This window comes from Frigidibacter sp., assembly GCF_030695035.1.
GTDB lineage: Bacteria > Pseudomonadota > Alphaproteobacteria > Rhodobacterales > Rhodobacteraceae > Frigidibacter.
The window spans coordinates 46562-66304 of record NZ_JAUYTT010000019.1; the positions used below are offsets into that span (position 1 = coordinate 46562).

19 protein-coding genes are annotated in these 19743 nt (G+C 68.4%); 12 read left to right on the top strand and 7 right to left on the bottom strand.

Going from position 1 to position 19743, the window contains the following annotated elements:
• Positions 1 to 202 precede the first annotated feature (202 nt).
• Complete coding sequence (rpsA, locus tag Q8S30_RS17265) at positions 203 to 1906, bottom strand: 30S ribosomal protein S1 (RefSeq protein ID WP_305667267.1); 1704 nt, start codon at positions 1904 to 1906, stop codon at positions 203 to 205.
• Between the two features lie 449 nt (positions 1907 to 2355).
• Between rpsA and Q8S30_RS17270 the strand changes: the two genes are divergently transcribed.
• Positions 2356 to 2913 carry a LemA family protein gene (locus Q8S30_RS17270; protein ID WP_305667268.1) on the top strand — a complete coding sequence of 186 codons (558 nt, stop codon included), beginning with the start codon at positions 2356 to 2358 and terminating at the stop codon, positions 2911 to 2913.
• A gap of 34 nt (positions 2914 to 2947) precedes the next feature.
• The gene (locus Q8S30_RS17275; protein ID WP_305667269.1) at positions 2948 to 4045 is read left to right on the top strand and encodes a M48 family metallopeptidase; all 1098 of its coding nucleotides are present in this window, start codon (positions 2948 to 2950) and stop codon (positions 4043 to 4045) included.
• A 5-nt stretch (positions 4046 to 4050) separates the two neighbouring features.
• Here the strand turns inward: Q8S30_RS17275 and Q8S30_RS17280 are convergent, their stop codons facing one another.
• Positions 4051 to 4659 carry a 2-hydroxychromene-2-carboxylate isomerase gene (locus Q8S30_RS17280; protein ID WP_305667270.1) on the bottom strand — a complete coding sequence of 203 codons (609 nt, stop codon included), beginning with the start codon at positions 4657 to 4659 and terminating at the stop codon, positions 4051 to 4053.
• 250 nt (positions 4660 to 4909) lie between these two features.
• On the opposite strand from Q8S30_RS17280, the gene Q8S30_RS17285 reads away from it, so the two are divergent.
• The 3 genes from Q8S30_RS17285 to Q8S30_RS17295 all read left to right on the top strand — a co-directional run bounded on the left by Q8S30_RS17285 (position 4910) and on the right by Q8S30_RS17295 (position 7396).
• The gene (locus Q8S30_RS17285; RefSeq protein ID WP_305667271.1) at positions 4910 to 6145 is read left to right on the top strand and encodes an argininosuccinate synthase; all 1236 of its coding nucleotides are present in this window, start codon (positions 4910 to 4912) and stop codon (positions 6143 to 6145) included.
• A 61-nt stretch (positions 6146 to 6206) separates the two neighbouring features.
• Complete coding sequence (locus tag Q8S30_RS17290) at positions 6207 to 6944, top strand: DUF2786 domain-containing protein (protein ID WP_305667272.1); 738 nt, start codon at positions 6207 to 6209, stop codon at positions 6942 to 6944.
• Positions 6941 to 7396 (top strand): hypothetical protein, encoded by a 456-nt coding sequence (locus Q8S30_RS17295; RefSeq protein WP_304813339.1) that lies wholly within the window; start codon positions 6941 to 6943, stop codon positions 7394 to 7396. Before Q8S30_RS17290 ends, Q8S30_RS17295 begins: the two co-directional genes overlap by 4 nt.
• Here the strand turns inward: Q8S30_RS17295 and Q8S30_RS17300 are convergent.
• A complete protein-coding gene (locus Q8S30_RS17300) occupies positions 7371 to 9068 on the bottom strand; it encodes a stimulus-sensing domain-containing protein (RefSeq protein WP_305667273.1) in 1698 nt (565 codons plus the stop codon). The two genes, Q8S30_RS17295 and Q8S30_RS17300, sit on opposite strands and share 26 nt — an antisense overlap.
• 134 nt (positions 9069 to 9202) lie before the next feature.
• On the opposite strand from Q8S30_RS17300, the gene Q8S30_RS17305 reads away from it, so the two are divergent.
• Positions 9203 to 10807 carry a long-chain-fatty-acid--CoA ligase gene (locus Q8S30_RS17305; RefSeq protein ID WP_305667274.1) on the top strand — a complete coding sequence of 535 codons (1605 nt, stop codon included), beginning with the start codon at positions 9203 to 9205 and terminating at the stop codon, positions 10805 to 10807.
• Positions 10808 to 10922: 115 nt separating this feature from the next.
• Entirely contained in the window at positions 10923 to 11879 is a 957-nt protein-coding gene (locus Q8S30_RS17310) for a patatin-like phospholipase family protein (protein WP_305667275.1), read from the top strand.
• Between the two features lie 124 nt (positions 11880 to 12003).
• On the opposite strand, the gene Q8S30_RS17315 is transcribed toward Q8S30_RS17310, so the two are convergent.
• Positions 12004 to 12705: a response regulator transcription factor gene (locus tag Q8S30_RS17315; protein WP_304813343.1), complete on the bottom strand. Its 702-nt coding sequence runs from the start codon at positions 12703 to 12705 to the stop codon at positions 12004 to 12006.
• Between the two features lie 113 nt (positions 12706 to 12818).
• Here Q8S30_RS17315 and Q8S30_RS17320 point away from each other — a divergent pair, with 113 nt between their 5' ends.
• Together Q8S30_RS17320 and Q8S30_RS17325 are read left to right on the top strand one after the other, a co-directional pair.
• On the top strand, positions 12819 to 13532 hold the full coding sequence (locus Q8S30_RS17320; protein ID WP_304813344.1) for a HugZ family protein: 714 nt from the start codon (positions 12819 to 12821) through the stop codon (positions 13530 to 13532).
• A gap of 147 nt (positions 13533 to 13679) precedes the next feature.
• The gene (locus tag Q8S30_RS17325) at positions 13680 to 15275 is read left to right on the top strand and encodes a phosphoenolpyruvate carboxykinase (RefSeq protein ID WP_304813345.1); all 1596 of its coding nucleotides are present in this window, start codon (positions 13680 to 13682) and stop codon (positions 15273 to 15275) included.
• Between the two features lie 114 nt (positions 15276 to 15389).
• On the opposite strand, the gene Q8S30_RS17330 is transcribed toward Q8S30_RS17325, so the two are convergent.
• Complete coding sequence (locus Q8S30_RS17330; protein ID WP_304813346.1) at positions 15390 to 16553, bottom strand: oxygenase MpaB family protein; 1164 nt, start codon at positions 16551 to 16553, stop codon at positions 15390 to 15392.
• A gap of 126 nt (positions 16554 to 16679) precedes the next feature.
• On the opposite strand from Q8S30_RS17330, the gene Q8S30_RS17335 reads away from it, so the two are divergent.
• The gene (locus tag Q8S30_RS17335; protein ID WP_305667276.1) at positions 16680 to 17447 is read left to right on the top strand and encodes an SDR family oxidoreductase; all 768 of its coding nucleotides are present in this window, start codon (positions 16680 to 16682) and stop codon (positions 17445 to 17447) included.
• Between the two features lies 1 nt (position 17448).
• On the opposite strand, the gene Q8S30_RS17340 is transcribed toward Q8S30_RS17335, so the two are convergent.
• Positions 17449 to 17880, bottom strand: coding sequence for an Rrf2 family transcriptional regulator (locus tag Q8S30_RS17340; RefSeq protein ID WP_304813348.1), 432 nt, complete (start codon positions 17878 to 17880; stop codon positions 17449 to 17451).
• A gap of 82 nt (positions 17881 to 17962) precedes the next feature.
• On the opposite strand from Q8S30_RS17340, the gene Q8S30_RS17345 reads away from it, so the two are divergent.
• Positions 17963 to 18115 carry a hypothetical protein gene (locus Q8S30_RS17345; protein ID WP_304813349.1) on the top strand — a complete coding sequence of 51 codons (153 nt, stop codon included), beginning with the start codon at positions 17963 to 17965 and terminating at the stop codon, positions 18113 to 18115.
• Positions 18116 to 18128: 13 nt separating this feature from the next.
• Positions 18129 to 18503, top strand: coding sequence for a group III truncated hemoglobin (locus tag Q8S30_RS17350; protein ID WP_305667277.1), 375 nt, complete (start codon positions 18129 to 18131; stop codon positions 18501 to 18503).
• Between the two features lie 33 nt (positions 18504 to 18536).
• Here the strand turns inward: Q8S30_RS17350 and Q8S30_RS17355 are convergent, their stop codons facing one another.
• Entirely contained in the window at positions 18537 to 19742 is a 1206-nt protein-coding gene (locus Q8S30_RS17355) for an MFS transporter (RefSeq protein WP_305667278.1), read from the bottom strand.
• Position 19743: the final 1 nt, after the last annotated feature.

Genomic DNA, 19743 nt, shown 5'->3' on the forward strand with positions numbered 1-19743 from the left:
GGGCTTCGCGTCAGCGAAGAACCCGGAACCCACGACCGGGCGAGCGTGTCCCAGCCGCGGCGATCGGGGCGCGCCCGGTCATGGGTTCCGGGTTCGGCCCTGCGGGCCGCCCCGGGATGACAAGGGGGCCCGAAACAAAAGCCCGCGCGGATTTCTCCGCGCGGGCTGGTCGAGATATCCGGCCGCTTGCGCGGCCGAACGATCACTTCTTGTCGGTGGTCGCCTTCTTGAGGGCGGCGCCGAGGATGTCGCCAAGCGAAGCGCCGGAATCGGCGGAGCCGAACTGCGCCATCGCTTCCTTCTCTTCCGCCATTTCCAGAGCCTTGATCGAGACCTGGATCTTGCGCGCCTTCTTGTCGAACAGGATGACGCGGGCGTCGACCTTCTCGCCGGCCGCGAAGCGCTCGGGGCGCTGCTCGGACCGCTCACGCGCGATTTCGGCGCGCTTGATGAAGGTGGTCATGTCGGTGCCGGCGATCTTGACGTCCAGACCGGCTTCCTTGACCTCGATCACCTCACAGGTGACGACCTGGCCCTTCTTGAACTCGCCGGCATCCACGAAGGGATCGCCGCCGAGCTGCTTCAGGCCGAGCGAGATGCGCTCCTTCTCGACGTCCACATCGAGAACGACAGCCTGCAGCATGTCGCCCTTCTTGTATTCCTCGATGACCTGCTCGCCCGGACGGTTCCAGTCGAGATCCGAGAGATGGATCATGCCGTCGATGTCGCCTTCGAGACCCAGGAACAGGCCGAACTCGGTCTTGTTCTTGACCTCGCCCTCGACCGTCGAACCGCTCGGATGGGTCTCCGCGAAGACCTCCCAGGGGTTGCGCAGGGTCTGCTTGAGGCCCAGCGAGATACGGCGCTTGACCTGATCGACCTCGAGGATCGCGACGTCGACTTCCTGCGAGGTCGAGACGATCTTGCCGGGGTGGACGTTCTTCTTGGTCCAGGACATCTCGGAGACGTGGATGAGGCCCTCGATGCCCGGCTCCACTTCGACGAACGCGCCGTAGTCCGTGATGTTGGTGACGCGACCCTTGAGGCGCGCGCCGACCGGGTAACGCGCTGCGATGCCATCCCACGGGTCAGCAAGCAGCTGCTTAATGCCGAGCGAGATGCGGTGCGTGTCCTGGTTGATCTTGATGATCTTGACCTTGACCGTCTGGCCGATGGTCACGACCTCGGACGGATGGTTGACGCGACGCCAGGCCATGTCGGTGACATGGAGCAGGCCGTCGATGCCGCCCAGATCCACGAACGCACCGTATTCGGTGATGTTCTTGACGACGCCGTCGATGACCTGGCCCTCTTCGAGCGAGGCGACCAGCTCGGAACGAGCCTCGGCGCGGGTCTCTTCGAGCACGGTGCGGCGCGACACGACGATGTTGCCGCGGCGGCGATCCATCTTGAGGATCTCGAAGGGCTGCGGCTGGCCCATCAGCGGGCCGACGTCGCGGATCGGACGGATGTCGACCTGCGAACGCGGCAGGAAGGCCACGGCGCCGTCGAGATCGACGGTGTAGCCGCCCTTGACGGTGTTGAAGATGACGCCCGAGACCTTCTCGCGAGCCTCGAAGGCCTTCTCGAGCTTGACCCAGCTCTCTTCACGACGAGCCTTGTCGCGCGAGATGACGGCTTCGCCGAGCGCGTTCTCGATCCGGTCCAGATAGACCTCGACCTCGTCGCCGACCTTGATGTCCTGGTCACGGCCGGGGCCGTTGAATTCCTTGAGCGCGACGCGCCCTTCCGTCTTCAGACCGACATCGATGATCGCCATGTCTTTTTCGATGGCGACGACGATGCCCTTGATGACGGAACCTTCGAGGGCTTCGTTCTGACCGAAGGATTCCTCGAGAAGGGCGGCGAAATCCTCGCGGCCCGAAAAGCTTTCTACGGCTGACATGCATTCTCCTGACGCCGGCCGCGTATCCCGCGGATGTCCGGCAAGCGCCCGATTGGGTTGGTGTTGCAGGCCGGATGCTCCCGTCGGCGCCTCCTGAGAGGCTGGTCCGCCACCCCGCGCATCACAGCGCCGGGACGACGAACGGCGCTAGGCCGCCGGTTTTACATCCGCATCCGAACGATCCGCCCCAAACACGAAACGGGAGCCGGCCGAAAAGGCCGCCCCCGGCTGTGATCGATCACGGCCTTATCGGACAGGCGCGATGTAGTGGAAACGGGGCGCGAGGGCAAGGGCGATGGGCGAGGCCTCAGCTTGGTCGGAAGAGCGCTACAGCGGGGACTAAGTCGTCGCGGCGGTCACGCGACCGGCCAGATCCTTCAGCGCTTCCCCAGCGCGATCCTTCATGCGAGGTTGCGCACCGGATTTCGCCTGCGCTTGAGGAGTATGCCATGGGCTGGGTTGTCTTGGGGCTGATCGCCGCGATCGCCGTCTATCTGATCATGACCTATAACGGCCTCGTGGCGATGCGGCAGCGCGTCAACCAGGCTTTCGCCGACATCGACGTGCAGCTGAAGCAGCGCCACGACCTGATCCCCAATCTCGTCGAGACGGTGAAGGGCTACGCTACGCATGAGAAGACGACATTGGATGCGGTGATTTCGGCGCGCAACGCCGCGCAGGGTGCGTCCAGCGTCCATGACAAGGCGGCGGCCGAGCAGCAATTGTCCGGCGCGGTCGGGCGGCTGCTGGCACTGGGCGAGGCCTATCCCGACCTCAAGGCGAGTGCCAATTTCCAGCAGCTCCAGGTCGATCTCGGCAATGTCGAGGACAAGCTCGCCGCGGCGCGGCGCTTCTTCAACAACGCCGTCAGCGAGTTCAATGCCGCGATCCAGGCCTTCCCGGCCGTGCTCTTCGCGCCGCAGATGGGCTTCAGCCAGCGCGAATTCTTCGATGTCGGCGAAACCACGCGGGCCCAGATTGAGGTGGCGCCGAGCGTGAAGTTCTGAGGCGACGCCGCAGGCGGCGAACGGGGCGGCTGCGATGCTGGGCCAGGCCTTCGGGCTCTATAGCCACATGCGCAACAACCGGATCAGGTCGGGTTTCCTGATCGCCGGCCTGTTCCTCCTCGTCTATGTCACGGTCTGGGGCCTGCTGCTGGTGGGCTACGGCTATGGCGGGGTGCCGCGCGGGACGACCGCCTATGCGCAGGCCGGCCGGACCTTCTGGAACTGGCTGCCCTTCACCACGCTGGCGGCCGGCGCCTGGGTCTTCATCGGCTTTCGCATCAATGTCGGGCTCATCGGCGCCGTGTCCGGCGCCAAAGGCCTGACCCGCGAGGACAATCCCAAGCTCTACCGGATGCTGGAGAACCTGTGCATCTCGCGCGGCCTGACCGTCCCCAAGCTCGCCATCGTCGAGAGCGAGGCGCTGAACGCCTTCGCCAGCGGCGTGAACGACAAGCAGTTTACGGTGACGGTGACGAGCGGCCTGCTGGCGCAGCTCAACGACGCCGAGGTCGAGGCCGTGCTGGCGCATGAGCTGACCCATATCCGCAATGGCGATGTCCGGCTGATGATCATCGCCGTCGTCATCGCCGGCGTCATCTCGCTCGTCGGCGAGATCATCTTCCGCGGCCTGTCGCGCAGCCGCCTCCGAATGTCCTCGGACGATTCGAAGAAGGGTGGCGCGATCGCGATCCTGATCGGCTTCGCCGTGATCGCGCTGGCCTGGTTCCTGGCCGTGGTCATCCGCCTGTCGCTGTCACGCTCGCGGGAGTACCTCGCCGATGCGGGGGCCGTCGAACTGACCAAGAACCCGGATGCGATGATCTCGGCCCTGCTCAAGATCGCCGGTCGCGCCGACATCGAGGGCGTGCCGTCGGGCGTGATGGACATGTGCTTCGAAAACGACCCGGACGATTTCGCCGACCTGTTCTCGACCCACCCTTCGGTGACCAAGCGCGTGCAGGCGCTGGTCCAGACCGCCGGTGGCCGGATGCCGGCGATGCCGCCGCATCCCCCGCGCGTCGCCGAGCGGCAGGACCTGCAGACCATGGTGGCGGAATCGGCGGCGGGCATCGACCCAGCCGCCCGGGGCCCCTGGGCGCGGCCGACGGGCGGCGGCAGCGCCAGCCCCTGATCGCTTCAGCGGCCGTGCCTGGCCCAGTCCAGCGCTTCTTCCAGCCGGTCGTCGCCCCAGAACAGCTCACCGTCATCAGTGACGAAGGTCGGCCCGCCGAAGATGCCGATCGACTTGGCGTATTCGATCTCGGCGCGCAGCCGGCCCTTGACGTCCTCGCTGCGCGAGGCCGGAAAGGCGACCCCCGGATCGGCGCCGGCCTCTTTCAGGGCCGCATTCAGGACGGCCTCCTCGGCGATGTTGCGACCCTCCCCGAACGCCGCCCTGAACAAGGCCTTCGAAAAGGCCGGCATCCAGCCGGCCTCGCGCCCTGCCAGCGCCAGGCGCGCCGCGATCAGCGAGTTCTGGGGAAAGGTCTCAGGCTTGACCAGCGAAAGTCCGTTGCGTCCGGCCCGGCGCTCGACATCGCGCCACATGTAGCGGCCCTTGCTGGGGTAAAGAGCAAACGGCGAGGTCGACAAGCCCTGGGCAGCGAAAATCGGCCCGAGCAGAAACGGGCGCCAGCGCAGGGTCACGCCGGCGGCCTCCGCCAACGGCTCGATCCTCAGCGCGCTCAGGAACGAATAGGGCGATGCGAACTCATACCAGAAGTCCAGAACAGGACGATTCGGCATTCAGCCTCCGAGTCGGTGTCTAGGTTTCACGCCGCGTCCCGAGAGCCTATCCCCCGGACGCGCGACTGCAAGATGGGGAGGGTGTCCAAACGTCAATGAGCCGGCGTCATCAACACCGATCCATCACGCGAGGACGCGCGACCGATCAGAAGGTTCCGATTGCGTCGCCACCGGGGCTGGGATAGTGCGCCATTGCGTTCGAAAAGCGGCCCGCGTGGCCGGCATGCGCAGCAGCGGGAAGATGATCAAGATGACCGATAAATCCGTGAACAAGGTCGTGCTCGCCTATTCCGGCGGCTTGGATACGTCGATCATTCTAAAGTGGCTGCAGATCACCTATGGCTGCGAGGTCATCACCTTCACCGCCGATCTCGGCCAGGGCGAGGAGCTAGGACCGGCGCGCGACAAGGCGCTGCTGCTCGGCATCAAGCCCGAGAACATCTTCATCGAGGATCTGCGCGAGGAGTTCGTTCGCGACTACGTGTTCCCGATGTTCCGGGCCAACGCCGCCTATGAGGGCGTCTATCTGCTGGGAACCTCGATCGCGCGGCCGCTGATCGCCAAGAAGCTGATCGAGATCGCCGAGAAGCTCGGCGCCGACGCCGTCTCGCATGGCGCCACCGGCAAGGGCAACGACCAGGTCCGCTTCGAGCTGACCGCCTATGCGCTGAAGCCCGACGTCGTGGTGATTGCGCCCTGGCGCGAATGGGACCTGCGCTCGCGCGAGCAGCTCATCGCCTTCGCCGAGCAGCACCAGATCCCGATCGCCAAGGACAAGCGCGGCGAATCGCCGTTCAGCGTGGACGCCAACCTGCTGCATTCCTCCTCGGAAGGAAAAATCCTGGAGGAGCCGTGGGACGCGCCGGATGAGATGGTCTGGCAGCGCACCGTCAGCCCGGTGGACGCGCCTGACAAGGTCACGGAAATCACCATCGAGTTCGAGCGCGGCGACGCGGTCGGCATCAATGGGGAGCGCATGTCCCCGGCCACGCTGCTGACCAAGCTGAACGCGCTGGGCAAGGAGAACGGCATCGGCCGGCTCGACCTGGTGGAAAACCGCTTCGTCGGCATGAAGTCCCGCGGCTGCTACGAGACGCCGGGCGGCACCATCCTGCACACGGCGCATCGCGCCATGGAAAGCATCACGCTGGACCGCGAGGCCTGCCACCTCAAGGACAGCCTGATGCCGCGCTATGCGGAGATCATCTACAACGGCTTCTGGTTCGCCCCCGAGCGCCGGATGCTGCAGGCGCTGATCGATGAGAGCCAGCACAGCGTGACCGGCACGGTTCGCCTGAAGCTGTACAAGGGCAACACCATCGTCACCGGCCGGCAGTCGCCGAACAGCCTGTATTCGATGAAGCACGTGACCTTCGAGGACGACCAGGGCGCCTATGACCAGTTCGATGCCCAGGGCTTCATCAAGCTGAACGCGCTGCGGCTGCGGCTGGGCGCCATGGCGGGCCGCAAGGGCGGCGCGCTGTAGGGAACGCGCTTTCCGGCCTGGCCCTCGCCGCGCTATGTCCCGGCCGCATGGGACAGCGCGGATGAGCCAGCAGACGGAGTTGGAGAAGGTGAAGGGCCGCATCCGCGCCCTCGCCGCCAAGACCATCGACCGTGGCTGTTCCGAGGCCGAGGCGCTGATCGCCGCGCAGAAGGTCGGCGAGCTGCTGGAGGTCTATGGCCTCACCATGTCCGAGGTGGAGCTGCGGCAGGAGGCCTGCCTCCAGCGCCAGGTCACCATCACCGGGCCGCGCCTGCAGGCGGTGGCCATCATCTTCATGGCGGTGATCCGCCTGACCGGCACCCGTGGCTGGACCAATGGCCGTGGCAATCTGGTGCTGTTCGGGCTGGAGCCGGATGTGCTGATGGGCGAGTACCTGCTGCATCTGGTGGCCGGCGCGGTGGACCATGAGGAAGCGGCGTTTCGCGCCAGCGAGGCCTACCGCCGCAGCCGCCAGGCGCCGCAGCAGCGCCTCCGCAGCTTCCGCTACGGCTTCGCCGAGCGCGTCTCCGCCCGGCTGGACGAGATCGCCGAGCACCGGGAGGCGGCGGAGGCCGCGGCACAGCAGCCCGGGGCAACCGGGACCGCCTTGGTGGTGGCGAAGGAACGGCGGATCGAGGACGCCTTCCGCGACCTCGGCATCCGCCTGCGGTCACGCTCCACCACGCGGCGCGTCTCCGACCGTGGCGCCTATCGCCATGGGCAGGCGGCGGGTGGGCGGGTCAGCCTGGAACGGCCGGTGGGCGCCGGCGCCGGGCGGCGCGTGCTGCCGCGCGGATGAAAGCGGACGCCCGCCGCGTCTATGCCTGGGAGGATCGGGTGGTGGCGCCGCTGGACAAATCCCGCGTGCCCTTCGCGCAGATGCAGGCGATCATCGACCATGTCTGGGCGGCGGAAGGCCTGCGCTGGCCGCCGCGCATCCGCCCCCGCAAGGCCACCCGCGCCACCCTGGCCACCGGCAGCCGCCTGGCGATCGAGGCGCCGGAGGAATTGCCGAGCTGGGTGCTGCTGCACGAGGTCGCCCACGCCCTGGCCGACCGGGATGATGGCAGGCCTGGCGACCACGGCCCGGATTTCGTCGGCCTGTACGTGAACCTCCTGGTGCGGCATGCACGGCTGGACCGGGACATGCTGGCGGCGTCCCTGGCGGCGGCCGGCATCCCCTGGAACCCCGCGGCGCGCCCTGCCTTGCTTGTTTCGCCGCCTCTTACTTCGCCGGCAGCCGGACGATGAAGCGGGCGCCCAGGATGGCGCCGCTGGCATCGCGCCGGTTCTCCGCCGCGATGCGCCCGCGCAACCCCTCGACGATCTGCTTCGAGATGGACAGGCCAAGGCCGGAATGCTGGCCGAACCGCTCCCCGGTCGGGCGTTCGCTGTAGAAGCGGTCGAAGATCGATTCCAGCTTGGCATCGGGGATGCCTGGCCCCTCATCCTCGACGATGAACTCCACCATCTGCCCCACATTGCGCGCCCGCATCACCACATGCCCGCCCTTCGGGCTGAAGGAGATGGCGTTGCCGATCAGGTTGCGGAATACCTGCACCAGCCGCCCCTCCACACCGCGCACCACCAGGCCTTCGGCCGGCGCCTCGATCTCCAGCGTCGGGTCCTCCTCCTCCCGCGTCGCGGCGTGCAGCTCGCCCAGCGCACCGAGGATGGGCGCGATATCGACCGGCGTGGCGATGGTGCGCGACAGCTCGGCATCCACCCTTGAACTGTCGGCGATGTCGTTGATCAGCCGGTCCATCCGCACTGCGTCGTCGGAGATGATGGCGAGCAGGCGGCGCTGCTTCACCGGGTCCTCGATGCGGCGCAGTGTCTCGATGGCCGACCGCACGCTGGTCAGCGGGTTGCGCAGCTCATGCGCCACATCCGCCGCGAAACGCTCATTGGCGTCGATCCGCGCCCACAGCGCGCGCGCGGCGGTCTGCAGGTCTCGCGCCAGCACGCCGATCTCATCCTCCCGCCGCAGCAGGGGGGGCGGCACGCTGCCGCCACGGCCCTCGCCTTCGCGCATCGCGGCGGCGGCGCTGGCGAGTTGCAGGATCGGCGTCGCGATGGTGCGCGACAGATACAGCGACAGCAGCACCGTCAGGATCAGCGCGAGCGAGAACAGCGCCAGCACGGAGACGCGGATATCCAGCAGCCGCGCATCCACCTCCCGCGCTTCCCGCGTCAGCAGCACGATGCCGACGGAAGCGGCGCCGCTGCGCGCGGGTTCGGCGACCGAGACCAGCAGGCGGCCATCCGCGGTGCGGCGGATGTAGGGGCGCACGCCGCCCTCCAGCGCCAGGCGCAGCTCCTCCCGCCGATCGGTTCCGGTCCTGTCAGTTCCGGTCCTGTCGGTGCCGCCGAATTCGGGCTGCCAGTCGAAGGACGGGGCGTTGGGGTTCACATCCACCAGCATCTGGTCCTGCGCGCCACGCGGCAGGATGGTCAGCACCCGTTCATAGATGCCGGCGATGGTGCCGGCGAAGGCGTCGCGCGGCTCCGGCGGGGGCAGGGGTTCCGTCACGATGGCGCCGCCGGGGCCTTCGCGCACGCGGCTGTCGGCCACCAGCAGGCCGGTATTATCGAACAGCCGGGCCTGGGTGTTGGGCGATGGCTCCACCAGGCGGCGCAGCAGCGGACGGGCGGCTTCCGGCACCAGGATGGTGCGGTCGTCGCGCGGGCGGGCGGCAGCCTCCCCGATCGCGGCGGCATAGATGCGCGCCTGGGTGCGGAGCGACTCGACCTCGGCCGCCAGCAGTCCGTTCTGGTACTGGTCGAGATACAGCAGCGTGGCCGCCAGCAGGGCCGGCGGCAGGGCGTTCATCAGCAGGATGCGGCGCAGCAGCGGCGAGAGCCAGCGCCGGCGCCGCTTTTCCGTGACGGGGGGAGGGGGGGCACCGCCCGCATCGGGCATGGGTCTGGGATTTCCTGAGGCTGCTTGCGGGAAGGTAACGCGGCAGCCTGCCGCAAGGCCATGGCCGTTGCATGGCGGCCGCGAAGGGCCAAGACTTACCGGCAAGAACCAGGGGGAACGCGATGCTCGGGCTGATGCAGGACTGGCCGCTTCGGATCCACCGGCTGATCGACCACGCCGCCCGCCACCATGGCGGCCGGACCATTGCCAGCCGCAGCGTGGAAGGGCCGATGCATCGCACGGACTACGCCACCCTGCGCCGCCGCTCGCTCGCCCTGGCGCAGCGCCTGGTGCGGGAGGGGGTGCAGCCCGGTGACCGCGTGGCGACGCTGGCCTGGAACACCTGGCGGCATATCGAGGCCTGGTACGGCATCACCGGGGCGGGGGCCATCTACCACACGCTGAACCCGCGCCTGTTCCCGGACCAGATCGCCTGGATCCTGAACCACGCCGAAAGCCGTCTGATGTTTCTGGACCTGTCCTTCGTGGCGCTGGCGGAGGGCATCGCGGCGAAACTGCCGCATATCACCCGCTACGTGGTCATGACCGACGCGGCCCACATGCCCGCCACCAGCCTGCCCGGCGCGGTGGATTACGAAAGCTGGCTGGCCGAGGCCGATGGCGACTTCGCCTGGCTGCCCGGTGAGGAGAATGCCGCCGCCGGCCTCTGCTACACCTCCGGCACCACCGGGGAGCCGAAGGGGGTGCTGTATTCGCACCGCTCCAACCTGCTGCACGCGCTGGCGGTGGCGGCGCCGGACATGATGGGGCTTTCGGCGATGGACCGGGTGATGCCGGTGGTGCCGATGTTCCACGCGAATGGCTGGTGCCTGCCCTTCGTCGCGCCGCTCACGGGCGCCGGGCTGGTGCTGCCCGGGCCGAAGCTGGACGGGCCTTCGCTGCACGCGCTGATGCAGGCGGAAGGCGTCACCTTCACCGCCGCCGTGCCCACCGTCTGGCTCGGCCTGTTGCAGCATATGGAGGCGACGGGCAGCGAACTCACCACCCTGAAGCGCGTGGTGATCGGCGGTTCCGCCTGCCCGCGCGCCCTGACCAGCGCCTTCGAACAGCGCGGCATCCATGTGGTCCACGCCTGGGGCATGACCGAGACCAGCCCGATCGGCACCATCTGCGGCGTGAAGCCGGAAGTGGCGGGACGGGATGCGGAGGGTGTGCTGGATCTGCAGGAAACCCAGGGATTCCCCCCCTTCACGGTGGATATGCGGATCGTCGGCGATGATGGTGTGGAGAAGCCCTGGGACGGCGCCACCTTCGGCAACCTCCAGGTGCGCGGTCCCACCGTCACGCGCGGCTATTTCCGCACCGGGGATGCGCTGACGGAAGATGGCTGGTTCGAGACGGGCGATGTCGCGACCATCGATCCTGCCGGCTACATGCACATCACCGACCGCACCAAGGACGTGATCAAGTCCGGCGGCGAATGGATTTCCTCCATCGCGCTGGAAAACCTGGCGATGGGCCACCCGGATGTGGCGGAAGCCGCCGTGGTCGCCGCCCGCCATCCGAAATGGGATGAGCGGCCGCTGCTGGTGGTGGTGGCGAAGCCCGGCCGGACGGTGACGCGGGAGGGGATGGTGGCGCATCTGGCGCCGCATGTCGCGAAATGGTGGCTGCCTGATGATGTCGTGGTGGTGGAGGAAATCCCCCACACGGCGACCGGCAAGATCCTGAAGACGAAGCTGCGGGAACAGTTCGCGGGGTATTTCGGGGTGCCCTGAAGGCGGGCTAGCCTCGCACCCGGATGATACGGGATGCCGGACATGGCGGGCGCGGAACTGGAGACCGGCGCGGCGGCGCGCTCCCTCACCCCTGGCTGCGGCGCGGCCGGCTGACATGGCGCGTCCCCGGCTCGGCATTGCCCTCGGCAGCGGCTCCGCGCGTGGCTGGGCGCATATCGGCGTGCTCGACGCGCTGGCGGAAGCCGGCATCGCCCCCGACATCGTCTGCGGCACCTCGATCGGCGCCCTGGTCGGTGCCGCCCATTCGGCCGGCCACCTGGCGAAGCTGCGGGAATGGGTGGAGGCGGCGACCTGGCGGGAGATTGTCGGCCTGCTGGATGTGCGGCTGACCGGCGGCGGGCTGATCGAAGGCAAGGAACTGCTGGGCTTCCTGAACGGCCTGGGCCTCGCCGGCCCGATCGAGAGCCAGCCGCTTCGCTTCGCCGCGGTGGCGACGGAACTCGCCACCGGGCGGGAGATCTGGCTGCAGTCCGGCCCGATGCATGAGGCGGTGCGCGCCTCCGCCGCCCTGCCTGGCCTGTTCAGCCCGGTGCTGCGGGACGGCAAGTGGCTGGTGGATGGCGGGCTGTGCAACCCGGTGCCGGTCTCGGTCTGCCGGGCGCTGGGGGCGGATGTCATCATCGCCGTCAACCTGAACGGGGACCTGGTTGGCCGGCGCTTCGAGACCACCCCGCCCACGCCCACGCCCACGCCCACGCCGTCGCCCTCGTCGTCGCCGGGCCCGGGCGGGGAGGGCATGGCCCGGGCCCTGGCCCAGCTTCCCGCGGCGCTGCGGGACCAGGCGGAGGCGCTGGGGGCGCGGCTATTTCCGAATGGCGGCGCCCGGAACGGCCTGGCCAGCCCCGGCTATTTCGACGTGCTGGCCAATTCCATCAACATCATGCAGGACCAGATCACCCGCACCCGGCTGGCCGGGGAGCCGCCGCATGTGCTGCTGCTGCCCCGGCTGCGCGACATGGCGCTGATGGATTTCCACCGGGGGCGAGAGGCCATCGCCGAGGGCCGCGCCTGCGTCGAACAGGCGCTTCCCGCACTGCGGCGGTATCTTTGACGCGCGCACCGAAGGTGGCCGCGCGGCTGACGCCGCGTAGCCATTCGGAGCATCGTCCCGAGGCCCGAGGCCTCGTCGTCACGCCCTTGGCGTGCCTGCGGCACGACCGAGCTCAAGGATCTCCTCAGGCTTCCTTGTAGCGATAGCCCAGCCCGTACAGCGTCTCGATCTGCTGGAAATCGTCATCCACCGCGCGGAACTTCTTCCGCACGCGCTTCACATGGCTGTCGATGGTGCGGTCATCGACATAGATGTTCTCGCCATAGGCGCCGTCGATCAGCTGGTCGCGGTTCTTCACCATGCCGGGGCGCACGGCCAGCGCCTTCACCAGCAGGAATTCCGTGACCGTCAGCTGCACCTGCTTTCCCTTCCACATGCAGGTGTGCTTCGTCTCATCCAGCACCAGGTCGCCGCGGGCGATGATGCCGCCGGCCGGCGTGCCGCTGCCCTCGGCGCGGCCGGCCTCGTTGCGGCGCAGCAGGGCGCGGATACGCTCCAGCAGCAGGCGCTGGCTGAACGGCTTGGTGATGTAGTCATCCGCGCCGAGTCGGAGGCCCATCAGCTCATCCAGCTCGTCATCCTTGCTGGTCAGGAAGATCACCGGCATGGCGCTGCGCTGGCGGAGGCGCTGCAGCAGCTCCATCCCATCCATGCGCGGCATCTTGATATCGAGCACCGCGAGGTCCGCCGGCCGGGCCATCAGCCCCTGCAATGCGCTTTCCCCGTCGGTGAAGGTGCGGACGGTGAAACCTTCCTGCTCCAGGGTCATGGAGACGCTGGTCAGGATGTTGCGGTCGTCATCCACCAGGGCAATGGTGTGCGGCACGGGGTGCTCCTCATGGCGCGGGGCGCCGCTAACACGGACGCAAGGGCGCCGGTCCGATTCTCTGTAACCGCAGATTGTGGCAAAGCCGGGTCACGCAAAGGGCTGACGAGGAAATGAGCGAGGACGACCACGGATTTACCGCCCGCCGCCTGCTGCGCGGTGCCGCTGCCGCCACCCTGGCGACCTCCGCCGAGGGCCAGCCCTTCGCCAGCCTGGTGACGCCTGCGGTGCTGCCAGACCTGACCGTGCTGCTGCTGCTGTCCGACCTGTCCGAGCACACCCGCCACCTGAAGGCGGAGCCCCGCTGTTCGCTGCTGGCCCAGGGGGTGCCGGAGAACGCCAACCCGCAGACCGCGCCGCGCGTGACCATCACCGGGCTGGCCGAGCTGGCGCCGGCGGATCTCAAGCCGCGCTGGCTGGCGCGCCACCCCTATGCCGCCTTCTACGCCGGTTTCGGCGATTTCCGCCTGTGGCGCATCCGCCCCGCCGCCGCCCTGCTGGTGGCCGGCTTCGCCCGCGCCACCCGGCTGCGCCAGGCCGATCTGCTGCCCGATCCCGCCGCGGTCGAAGCCCTGGCGGCGGCGGAGGCCGGGATCATCGGCCATGTGAATGATGACCACGCCGATGCGCTGTCCGCCATCGCCACCGGCCTGCTCGGCAAGCCCGCGGGCGATTGGCGGATGACGGGGGTGGACCCGGATGGCTGCGACCTGGCGGCGGGGGAGGTTGTGGCCCGGCTGGACTGGCCCGCCCCGGTTGCAGATGCTGGCGGGATTCGCGTGGCGCTTGTGGCGGCGACGCGCGAGGCCCGGGCAAAAATCGGCTAAACAGCGAAGGTTGAACAAGTAACCAACCGGTTCGCGTTGATTGTGACAGCTTACCCGCCCTAATTTGGCCGCCACGAGCGCCTATCAGGGGACGCACGGTGCGGCTGGCGCGTTTATGGTCCTGGCGCACCTTTTTGGAGGCTTGCGATGACATCCGACGTATCCGCCCTGTCCGGGACCGGCGTTGCCGGCTCGGCGACCATCCATGCCAACCTGACGGCGCCGGGTCTTTATGCCCATGCGCTGCGGCGGGATGAGGGGCGGCTTTCCGCGGATGGCGCCTTCATGGCCGTCACCGGCCAGCACACCGGCCGTTCCGTGCAGGACAAGTTCGTGGTGGACGACCCGGAGGTGCATGACGCCATCTGGTGGGGCAAGGTCAACCGCCCGCTGCCGGTGGACAAGTACAAGGCCTTCTCCGCCAAGGTCCGCACCTGGCTGGGCGAGCAGCCGGAGCTGTTCACCCAGGACCTGTATGCCGGCGCCGATCCCGCGCATCGCATCAAGGTGCGGCTGGTCACCACCAATGCCTGGCACGCGCTGTTCGCCCGCAACATGTTCATCCGCCCGGCGCGGGAGGAACTGGCGAGCTTCAAGCCCGACTACACCATCCTGCACGCCCCGGAATATGAGGCCGATCCGGCCGTCGATGGCTGCCGCACCAGCACGCTGATCGCGCTGTCCTTCGCCGCGCGCACCATCTGCATCGCCGGCACCAGCTATGCGGGTGAGATCAAGAAGTCGATCTTCACGGTGATGAACTGGATCCTGCCGGATCGCGGCGTGCTGCCGATGCATTGCTCCGCCAACCTCGGCAAGGATGGCGACACCGCGCTGTTCTTCGGCCTGTCCGGCACCGGCAAGACCACGCTGTCCTCGGACCCTGAGCGCCAGCTGATCGGCGATGACGAGCATGGCTGGAGCGAGACCGGCGTCTTCAACTTCGAGGGCGGCTGCTACGCCAAGGTCATCAAGCTGTCCCAGGAAGCCGAGCCGCAGATCTGGAACGCCTCGCATCGCTTCGGCGCGGTGCTGGAGAACGTGGTCGGCGACGATTACGGCAGCCTCGACCTCGACGACAACGGCCTGACCGAGAACACCCGCGCCTGCTACCCGATCGAGTTCATCCCGAACACGGTGCAGGGTGGTCAGGCAGGCAAGCCGAAGAACGTGGTGATGCTGACGGCGGATGCCTTCGGCGTGCTGCCGCCGATCGCCAAGCTGACGGCGGCGCAGGCGATGTACCACTTCCTGTCCGGCTACACGGCGCGCGTGGCGGGCACCGAAAAGGGCCTGGGCAAGGAGCCGCAGGCCACCTTCTCCACCTGCTTCGGCGCGCCCTTCCTGCCGCGCCACCCGGAAGTCTACGGCAAGATGCTGGCGGAGCGCATCGCCAAGGACGGCGCCGAGGTGTGGCTGGTGAATACCGGCTGGACCGGCGGCGCCTATGGCACCGGCAAGCGGATGTCCATCCAGCACACCCGCGCTTTGCTGCGCGCCGCGCTGGATGGCAGCCTGGCCAAGGTGGAGTTCGAGACGGACCCCTTCTTCGGCCTGTCCATTCCGAAGGCGGTGCCGGGCGTGCCGTCCGACGTGCTGAACCCGCGCAACAGCTGGGCGGACAAGGCGGCCTATGACAAGCAGGCCAAGCAGCTCGTGTCCCTTTTCGAGCAGAACTTCGAGAGCTTCGCCGGCGGCGTCAGCGACGAGGTAAAGGCCGCCGCGATCCGCGCCGCGGCCTGAGGCAGTATCGCGTGATGACTGAGGTGGACCGACCGAAAGTCTGAACCACGCGACCGGACCAGGCGGGCCCATGATGCGTGGTGAACGCATCCTGGGCCAGCGGGCCGGCCCGGATCAGTCCGGCCGCTCCGTCTCCGCATGCAGCTTGGCGGGCAGGCGGTAGCTGATCGGGCCCTTGTCGTCGTAGGACATGCCCAGCATGTGGCTGTACTGCCCCGCCCGCCGGCGGCCTTCCTGCCCGGGAATCCACTTCCGCATCAGCCGGTCCGTCCTGGCGCGGAGCCGGAAGAAGGGCAGCACCCCGAAGGTCGAGAGCTTCGGAAAGTTCAACTGGTCCGCCATCTCGTCGCCGAGCAGGGCGCGTGAAACGCGATAGACATACTGCGCCAGCTTGCGCCGCTTCCCGGGGTCCGTGATCCCGGCCACCAGGGCGGCGGAGTTGATCAGGCCATTGGCCACCAGGATCGCCTCCATATGCGGCGGTGGCTCGCACATCCGCCCGATCCGGACGATGCGCTGCGCATCCTCGGCCGTCACCGCCTGCATCTCCGCCGGCACGCCCATCAGGTGGCCGGAGTAGCGCCAGGTGTGCATGAAGCTGTCCACCTCCTCCTGCGTCATCTGCAGGCCGAGCTGCTTGCCGCGCATCAGCAACTGGCCGGAGAAGGCCGAAGCCGCGAAGGCGATATGCGAGGCGCTGAGCGGCACGCCCCAGGCCGCCTTGTCCCATTCCTCGGAGCGGTTCAGCATCTGGCGGACGCGCGCATGGATCATCCGGATGCGGACGGACAGTTTCCAGCCTTCCGCCTGCCGGTCCAGCCCGCCCATCATGAAGATCTCGACCAGGTGGCGGTTGTTCTGGTGCATCCGCGACACGCCGGTATCCGTCACCCGCCCGGTGATGGCGAAGGATTTGCTGATCATCGTGGCGAAGCCCTCGACCAGCACGGCGCCGACGAAGGCGCCGAGCAGCAGTTCGAGGTTGGCGTGGAAGGCATGGCTGCCGGCGCGCGTGGCCTCCGGATCGTACCAGTCCGGCACGCGCTCGATCTCCGCGAACAGGGCGCGCATCGGCTCCGGCGCCTCGGCCAGGGCCGCGCCGCCCTCCTCGATACCCTTCTGGATCCAGATCTTTTCCTCGCCAGGCTTGAGCGAGGCGAGCGCCGCATCGGCCAGGGGGTCGCCCTCGGTGATGAAGCGGAGGTAGGTTTCCGCCATCTGCGGATCGTGCTTGCGTGCCTCGGCGAAGCCAGCAGCATATTCCGTCGGGATGTTCATGGCCGGCGGTTTCCTTCCATTATGGGAGCAGGTCCACGGCCCCACCGCCGCGAACAGCCAACCGGGGCCTGAGCCTGTGCTGCCGATCCGATTCAACTTGAATGCAAATCAACGGGGGAAACGCGCGTGAATCAAGCGCATTTGCAAAAATTCGACCTGACCGGGCGGGTCGCCCTGGTCACCGGTGCCTCGCGCGGCCTCGGCGCCGCCATGGCGCGCGGGCTGGCCCAGGCGGGGGCGGAGGTGATCCTGAACGGCCGCGACCAGGCCGCGCTGGAAGCCCAGGCGGGGTCCCTGCGCGCCGAGGGCCTGGCCTGCCGCATCAGTGCCTTCGACGTGACAGATGGCCCGGCGGTGGAGGCGGCGGTGGCCGGCCTCGGCCCGATCGACGTCCTGCTGCACAATGCCGGCAACCAGCACCGCGCGCCGATCGAGGAGACGACGGAGGAAGGCTGGCACAGCGTGATCGACACGCACCTGACGGCGCTGTGGCGGCTGTCCCGCCTGATCGTCCCGGGGATGAAGGAACGCCGCCGCGGCAAGGTGATCGCCACCGGCAGCCTGGCGAGCGACCTCGGCCGCGCCACCATCACGCCCTATGCCTCGGCCAAGGGCGGGCTGAAGATGTTCATCCGCGCGCTGGCCGTGGAACTCGGGCCGTGGAACATCCAGTGCAATGCGATCGGGCCGGGCTGGTTCGACACGGATATGAACAAGGCGCTGCTGACCAACCCGGACTGGCTCGCCATGGTGCAGCGCCGCTGCCCGGCCGGGCGCTATGCGGATCCGGAGGAGATTGCGGGGACGGCGGTTTTCCTGGCTTCCCCGGCGTCCGACTTCGTCTCGGGGCAGTTGCTGTTCGTCGATGGTGGCGTCACGGCCAGCATGACTTGATTCAGCCCGGCAAGCCCAGCAGGTCGCGCAGCTCCGCCTGGGGCTGCGCGATATCGGCCAGGGTGGTGCCATCCAGCACCGCCAGGAACGCGGCCCTTGCCTGATGCAGCGCCTGTTTCAGGCGGCAGGCGGGCAGGATGGCGCAGGCGCCGCCGCCCAGGCAGGGCACCAGCGCCATATCCGGCTCCATCTGCCGCACCACCTCCCCCACCGTGATCGCCTCCGCCGGCCGCGCCAGCGCCAGCCCGCCGCCACGCCCGCGCAGGGTGCGGACATGGCCGGACTGGCCGAGCTGGTGCGCCACCTTCATCAGGTGGTTCTCCGAGATGCCATAGGCCTGTGCCACCTCCGCGATGGTGGGCCGCTGCCCCGGCGTGATCGCCAGGTGGATCAGCATGCGAAGGGCGTAGTCGGTGAGGGTGGTGAGGCGCATGATTTGAAGATGCATTATCCATATTGCTTTGCAAGCGTCATGCGGCCTAAGATGTATGGACAATACATCTTAGGAGGCCTCGATGAGTCCCGTCGGCCTGTTCCTGTTGCCCGGCAACCTCGTCAGCGACGCGCTGCACATCCAGGACCGCGACAGCCGCGTCATGCTGCGCACGCTGGTCAATATGCTGGTCTGGAACCTGGTGGCGGTGCTCGCCATCCTGCCCTTCCTGTGATGCCGGTCCCGTGATGCCGGAGATTACCGAAGCGCAGATCGCCCGGCTGGTGGAGCATTTCTATGCCCGGATCCGCCGCGATCCGGTGCTTGGCCCCGTCTTCCACAGCGCGATCGGCACGGAGTGGGACGCGCATCTGGACAAGCTGCGCCGCTTCTGGTCCGCGGTGATGCTGCGCAGTGGCGCCTATCACGGCGACCCATACACCGCGCATCTGCGTCTGCCCGGCCTGACGCCGGCGATGTTCGATGCCTGGCTCGGGCTGTTCGAGGAAAGTTGCCGGGACCTGTTCCCGGATGCGACGGCGCAGGCCTTCATCGACCGTGCGCAGCGCATTGCCCGCAGCCTGCGGATGGGGCTGTTCGAAAGGCTGCCGCTGCGGCCCTGACGCATTTTCCGGGAAGCCCCGCTGGGAAAATGCTCACCCCTTCCGCCGCATCTCCTGCGCCAGGGCCATCCCTGCCGTCGCCAGCATGAAGGCGCCGCCGAGCAGGAACACCGCCTCCGGCCGCCCGCTATCCACCAGCCAGCCGAACATCGGCGGCGCGATCATGCCGCCGATGTTGAAGCCGGTGGAGACCACGCCGAACACCGCGCCGGCCTGGCCGGGCGGCGCCGCGGCGCGCACCATCATGTCGCGGGATGGCATGCACAGCCCGGTCAGGATGCCGGCCAGCCCGAGCACCACGGCGACCAGCCAGGCCGGCATCGCCAGCAGCCCGACGCCGATGGTCAGCACGCCGGCCAGCCCGAAGCCGCCCATCGCCACCAGCCCGTGCCGCTTCACCCGGTCCGCCAGCGCACCGCCCAGCAGCACGCCGACGGCTGACCCCGCGAGCAGCGCCGTCAGCGCGACGGAGGCCATGCCGAGGCTCATGCCGCCGGCGGCCACCAGCGCCGCGATGGCAAAGGCGTTCATGCCACCAACGGACAGCGAGATCAGCACGAAGAAGCCGGTGAGCGAGATCACCGCCGGGTTCAGCACCCGCGTCTGCTGCCCGGCGATCGGCTTCGGGGCGACGCCCTTCACCGGGTCCGGCGGGCAGGTCGCCAGCACCCAGGCCGCGACCACCCAGGCAATGCCCCCCGCCACCAGCAGCGCGCCGGACAGGCCCAGCGTCGCCGCCAGCCCGAGCATCAGGAAAGGCGCCACCGCCCCGCCGGCAAACCCCGCGAAAGTGTGCAGCGAAAAGGCCCGCCCCATGCGCGGCCCGGCCATGGTGGTATTGAGGATGGCGTAGTCGGAGGGGTGGTAGACCGCATTCGCCAGCCCGGCGAGCGCGCCCGCCAGCAGCACCATCGGGTAGCTCGGCGAAAGCCCGACCAGCGCGAAGGCCGCGCCACCCACCACCAGCCCCGCCGCCAGCACGCGCCGCGGCCCGATCCGGTCCACCAGGAAGCCCATCGGCGCCTGGGTGAGTGCGGAGACGATGCTGAACAGCGTGATCGCCAGGCCCAGTTCGATGAAGCTGACGCCGAGGCGGGCCTGCAGCAGCGGGAACAGCGGCGGCAGCACCAGGATATGCAGGTGGCTGACGGCATGCGCCGCGCCGATCGCCCCCAGGGTGCGCCGTTCCGTGGCGCTCCAGCTTGCGCCGGGAAGGCTGCTATCCGCCGTTATGCTCACT

Bases quoted from the DNA above. Each gene is read 5' to 3' on its own strand.
- Q8S30_RS17350 (WP_305667277.1), top strand. From the start codon at position 18,129: ATGCCGGAGATTACCGAAGCGCAGATCGCCCGGCTGGTGGAGCATTTC.
- Q8S30_RS17280 (WP_305667270.1), bottom strand. From the start codon at position 4,659: ATGCCGAATCGTCCTGTTCTGGACTTCTGGTATGAGTTCGCATCGCCC.
- Q8S30_RS17305 (WP_305667274.1), top strand. From the start codon at position 9,203: ATGCAGGACTGGCCGCTTCGGATCCACCGGCTGATCGACCACGCCGCC.
- Q8S30_RS17295 (WP_304813339.1), top strand. From the start codon at position 6,941: ATGAAAGCGGACGCCCGCCGCGTCTATGCCTGGGAGGATCGGGTGGTG.
- Q8S30_RS17330 (WP_304813346.1), bottom strand. From the start codon at position 16,553: ATGAACATCCCGACGGAATATGCTGCTGGCTTCGCCGAGGCACGCAAG.
- rpsA (WP_305667267.1), bottom strand. From the start codon at position 1,906: ATGTCAGCCGTAGAAAGCTTTTCGGGCCGCGAGGATTTCGCCGCCCTT.
- Q8S30_RS17270 (WP_305667268.1), top strand. From the start codon at position 2,356: ATGGGCTGGGTTGTCTTGGGGCTGATCGCCGCGATCGCCGTCTATCTG.
- Q8S30_RS17320 (WP_304813344.1), top strand. From the start codon at position 12,819: ATGAGCGAGGACGACCACGGATTTACCGCCCGCCGCCTGCTGCGCGGT.
- Q8S30_RS17310 (WP_305667275.1), top strand. From the start codon at position 10,923: ATGGCGCGTCCCCGGCTCGGCATTGCCCTCGGCAGCGGCTCCGCGCGT.
- Q8S30_RS17275 (WP_305667269.1), top strand. From the start codon at position 2,948: ATGCTGGGCCAGGCCTTCGGGCTCTATAGCCACATGCGCAACAACCGG.
- Q8S30_RS17345 (WP_304813349.1), top strand. From the start codon at position 17,963: ATGAGTCCCGTCGGCCTGTTCCTGTTGCCCGGCAACCTCGTCAGCGAC.
- Q8S30_RS17290 (WP_305667272.1), top strand. From the start codon at position 6,207: ATGAGCCAGCAGACGGAGTTGGAGAAGGTGAAGGGCCGCATCCGCGCC.
- Q8S30_RS17300 (WP_305667273.1), bottom strand. From the start codon at position 9,068: ATGCCCGATGCGGGCGGTGCCCCCCCTCCCCCCGTCACGGAAAAGCGG.
- Q8S30_RS17340 (WP_304813348.1), bottom strand. From the start codon at position 17,880: ATGCGCCTCACCACCCTCACCGACTACGCCCTTCGCATGCTGATCCAC.
- Q8S30_RS17325 (WP_304813345.1), top strand. From the start codon at position 13,680: ATGACATCCGACGTATCCGCCCTGTCCGGGACCGGCGTTGCCGGCTCG.
- Q8S30_RS17285 (WP_305667271.1), top strand. From the start codon at position 4,910: ATGACCGATAAATCCGTGAACAAGGTCGTGCTCGCCTATTCCGGCGGC.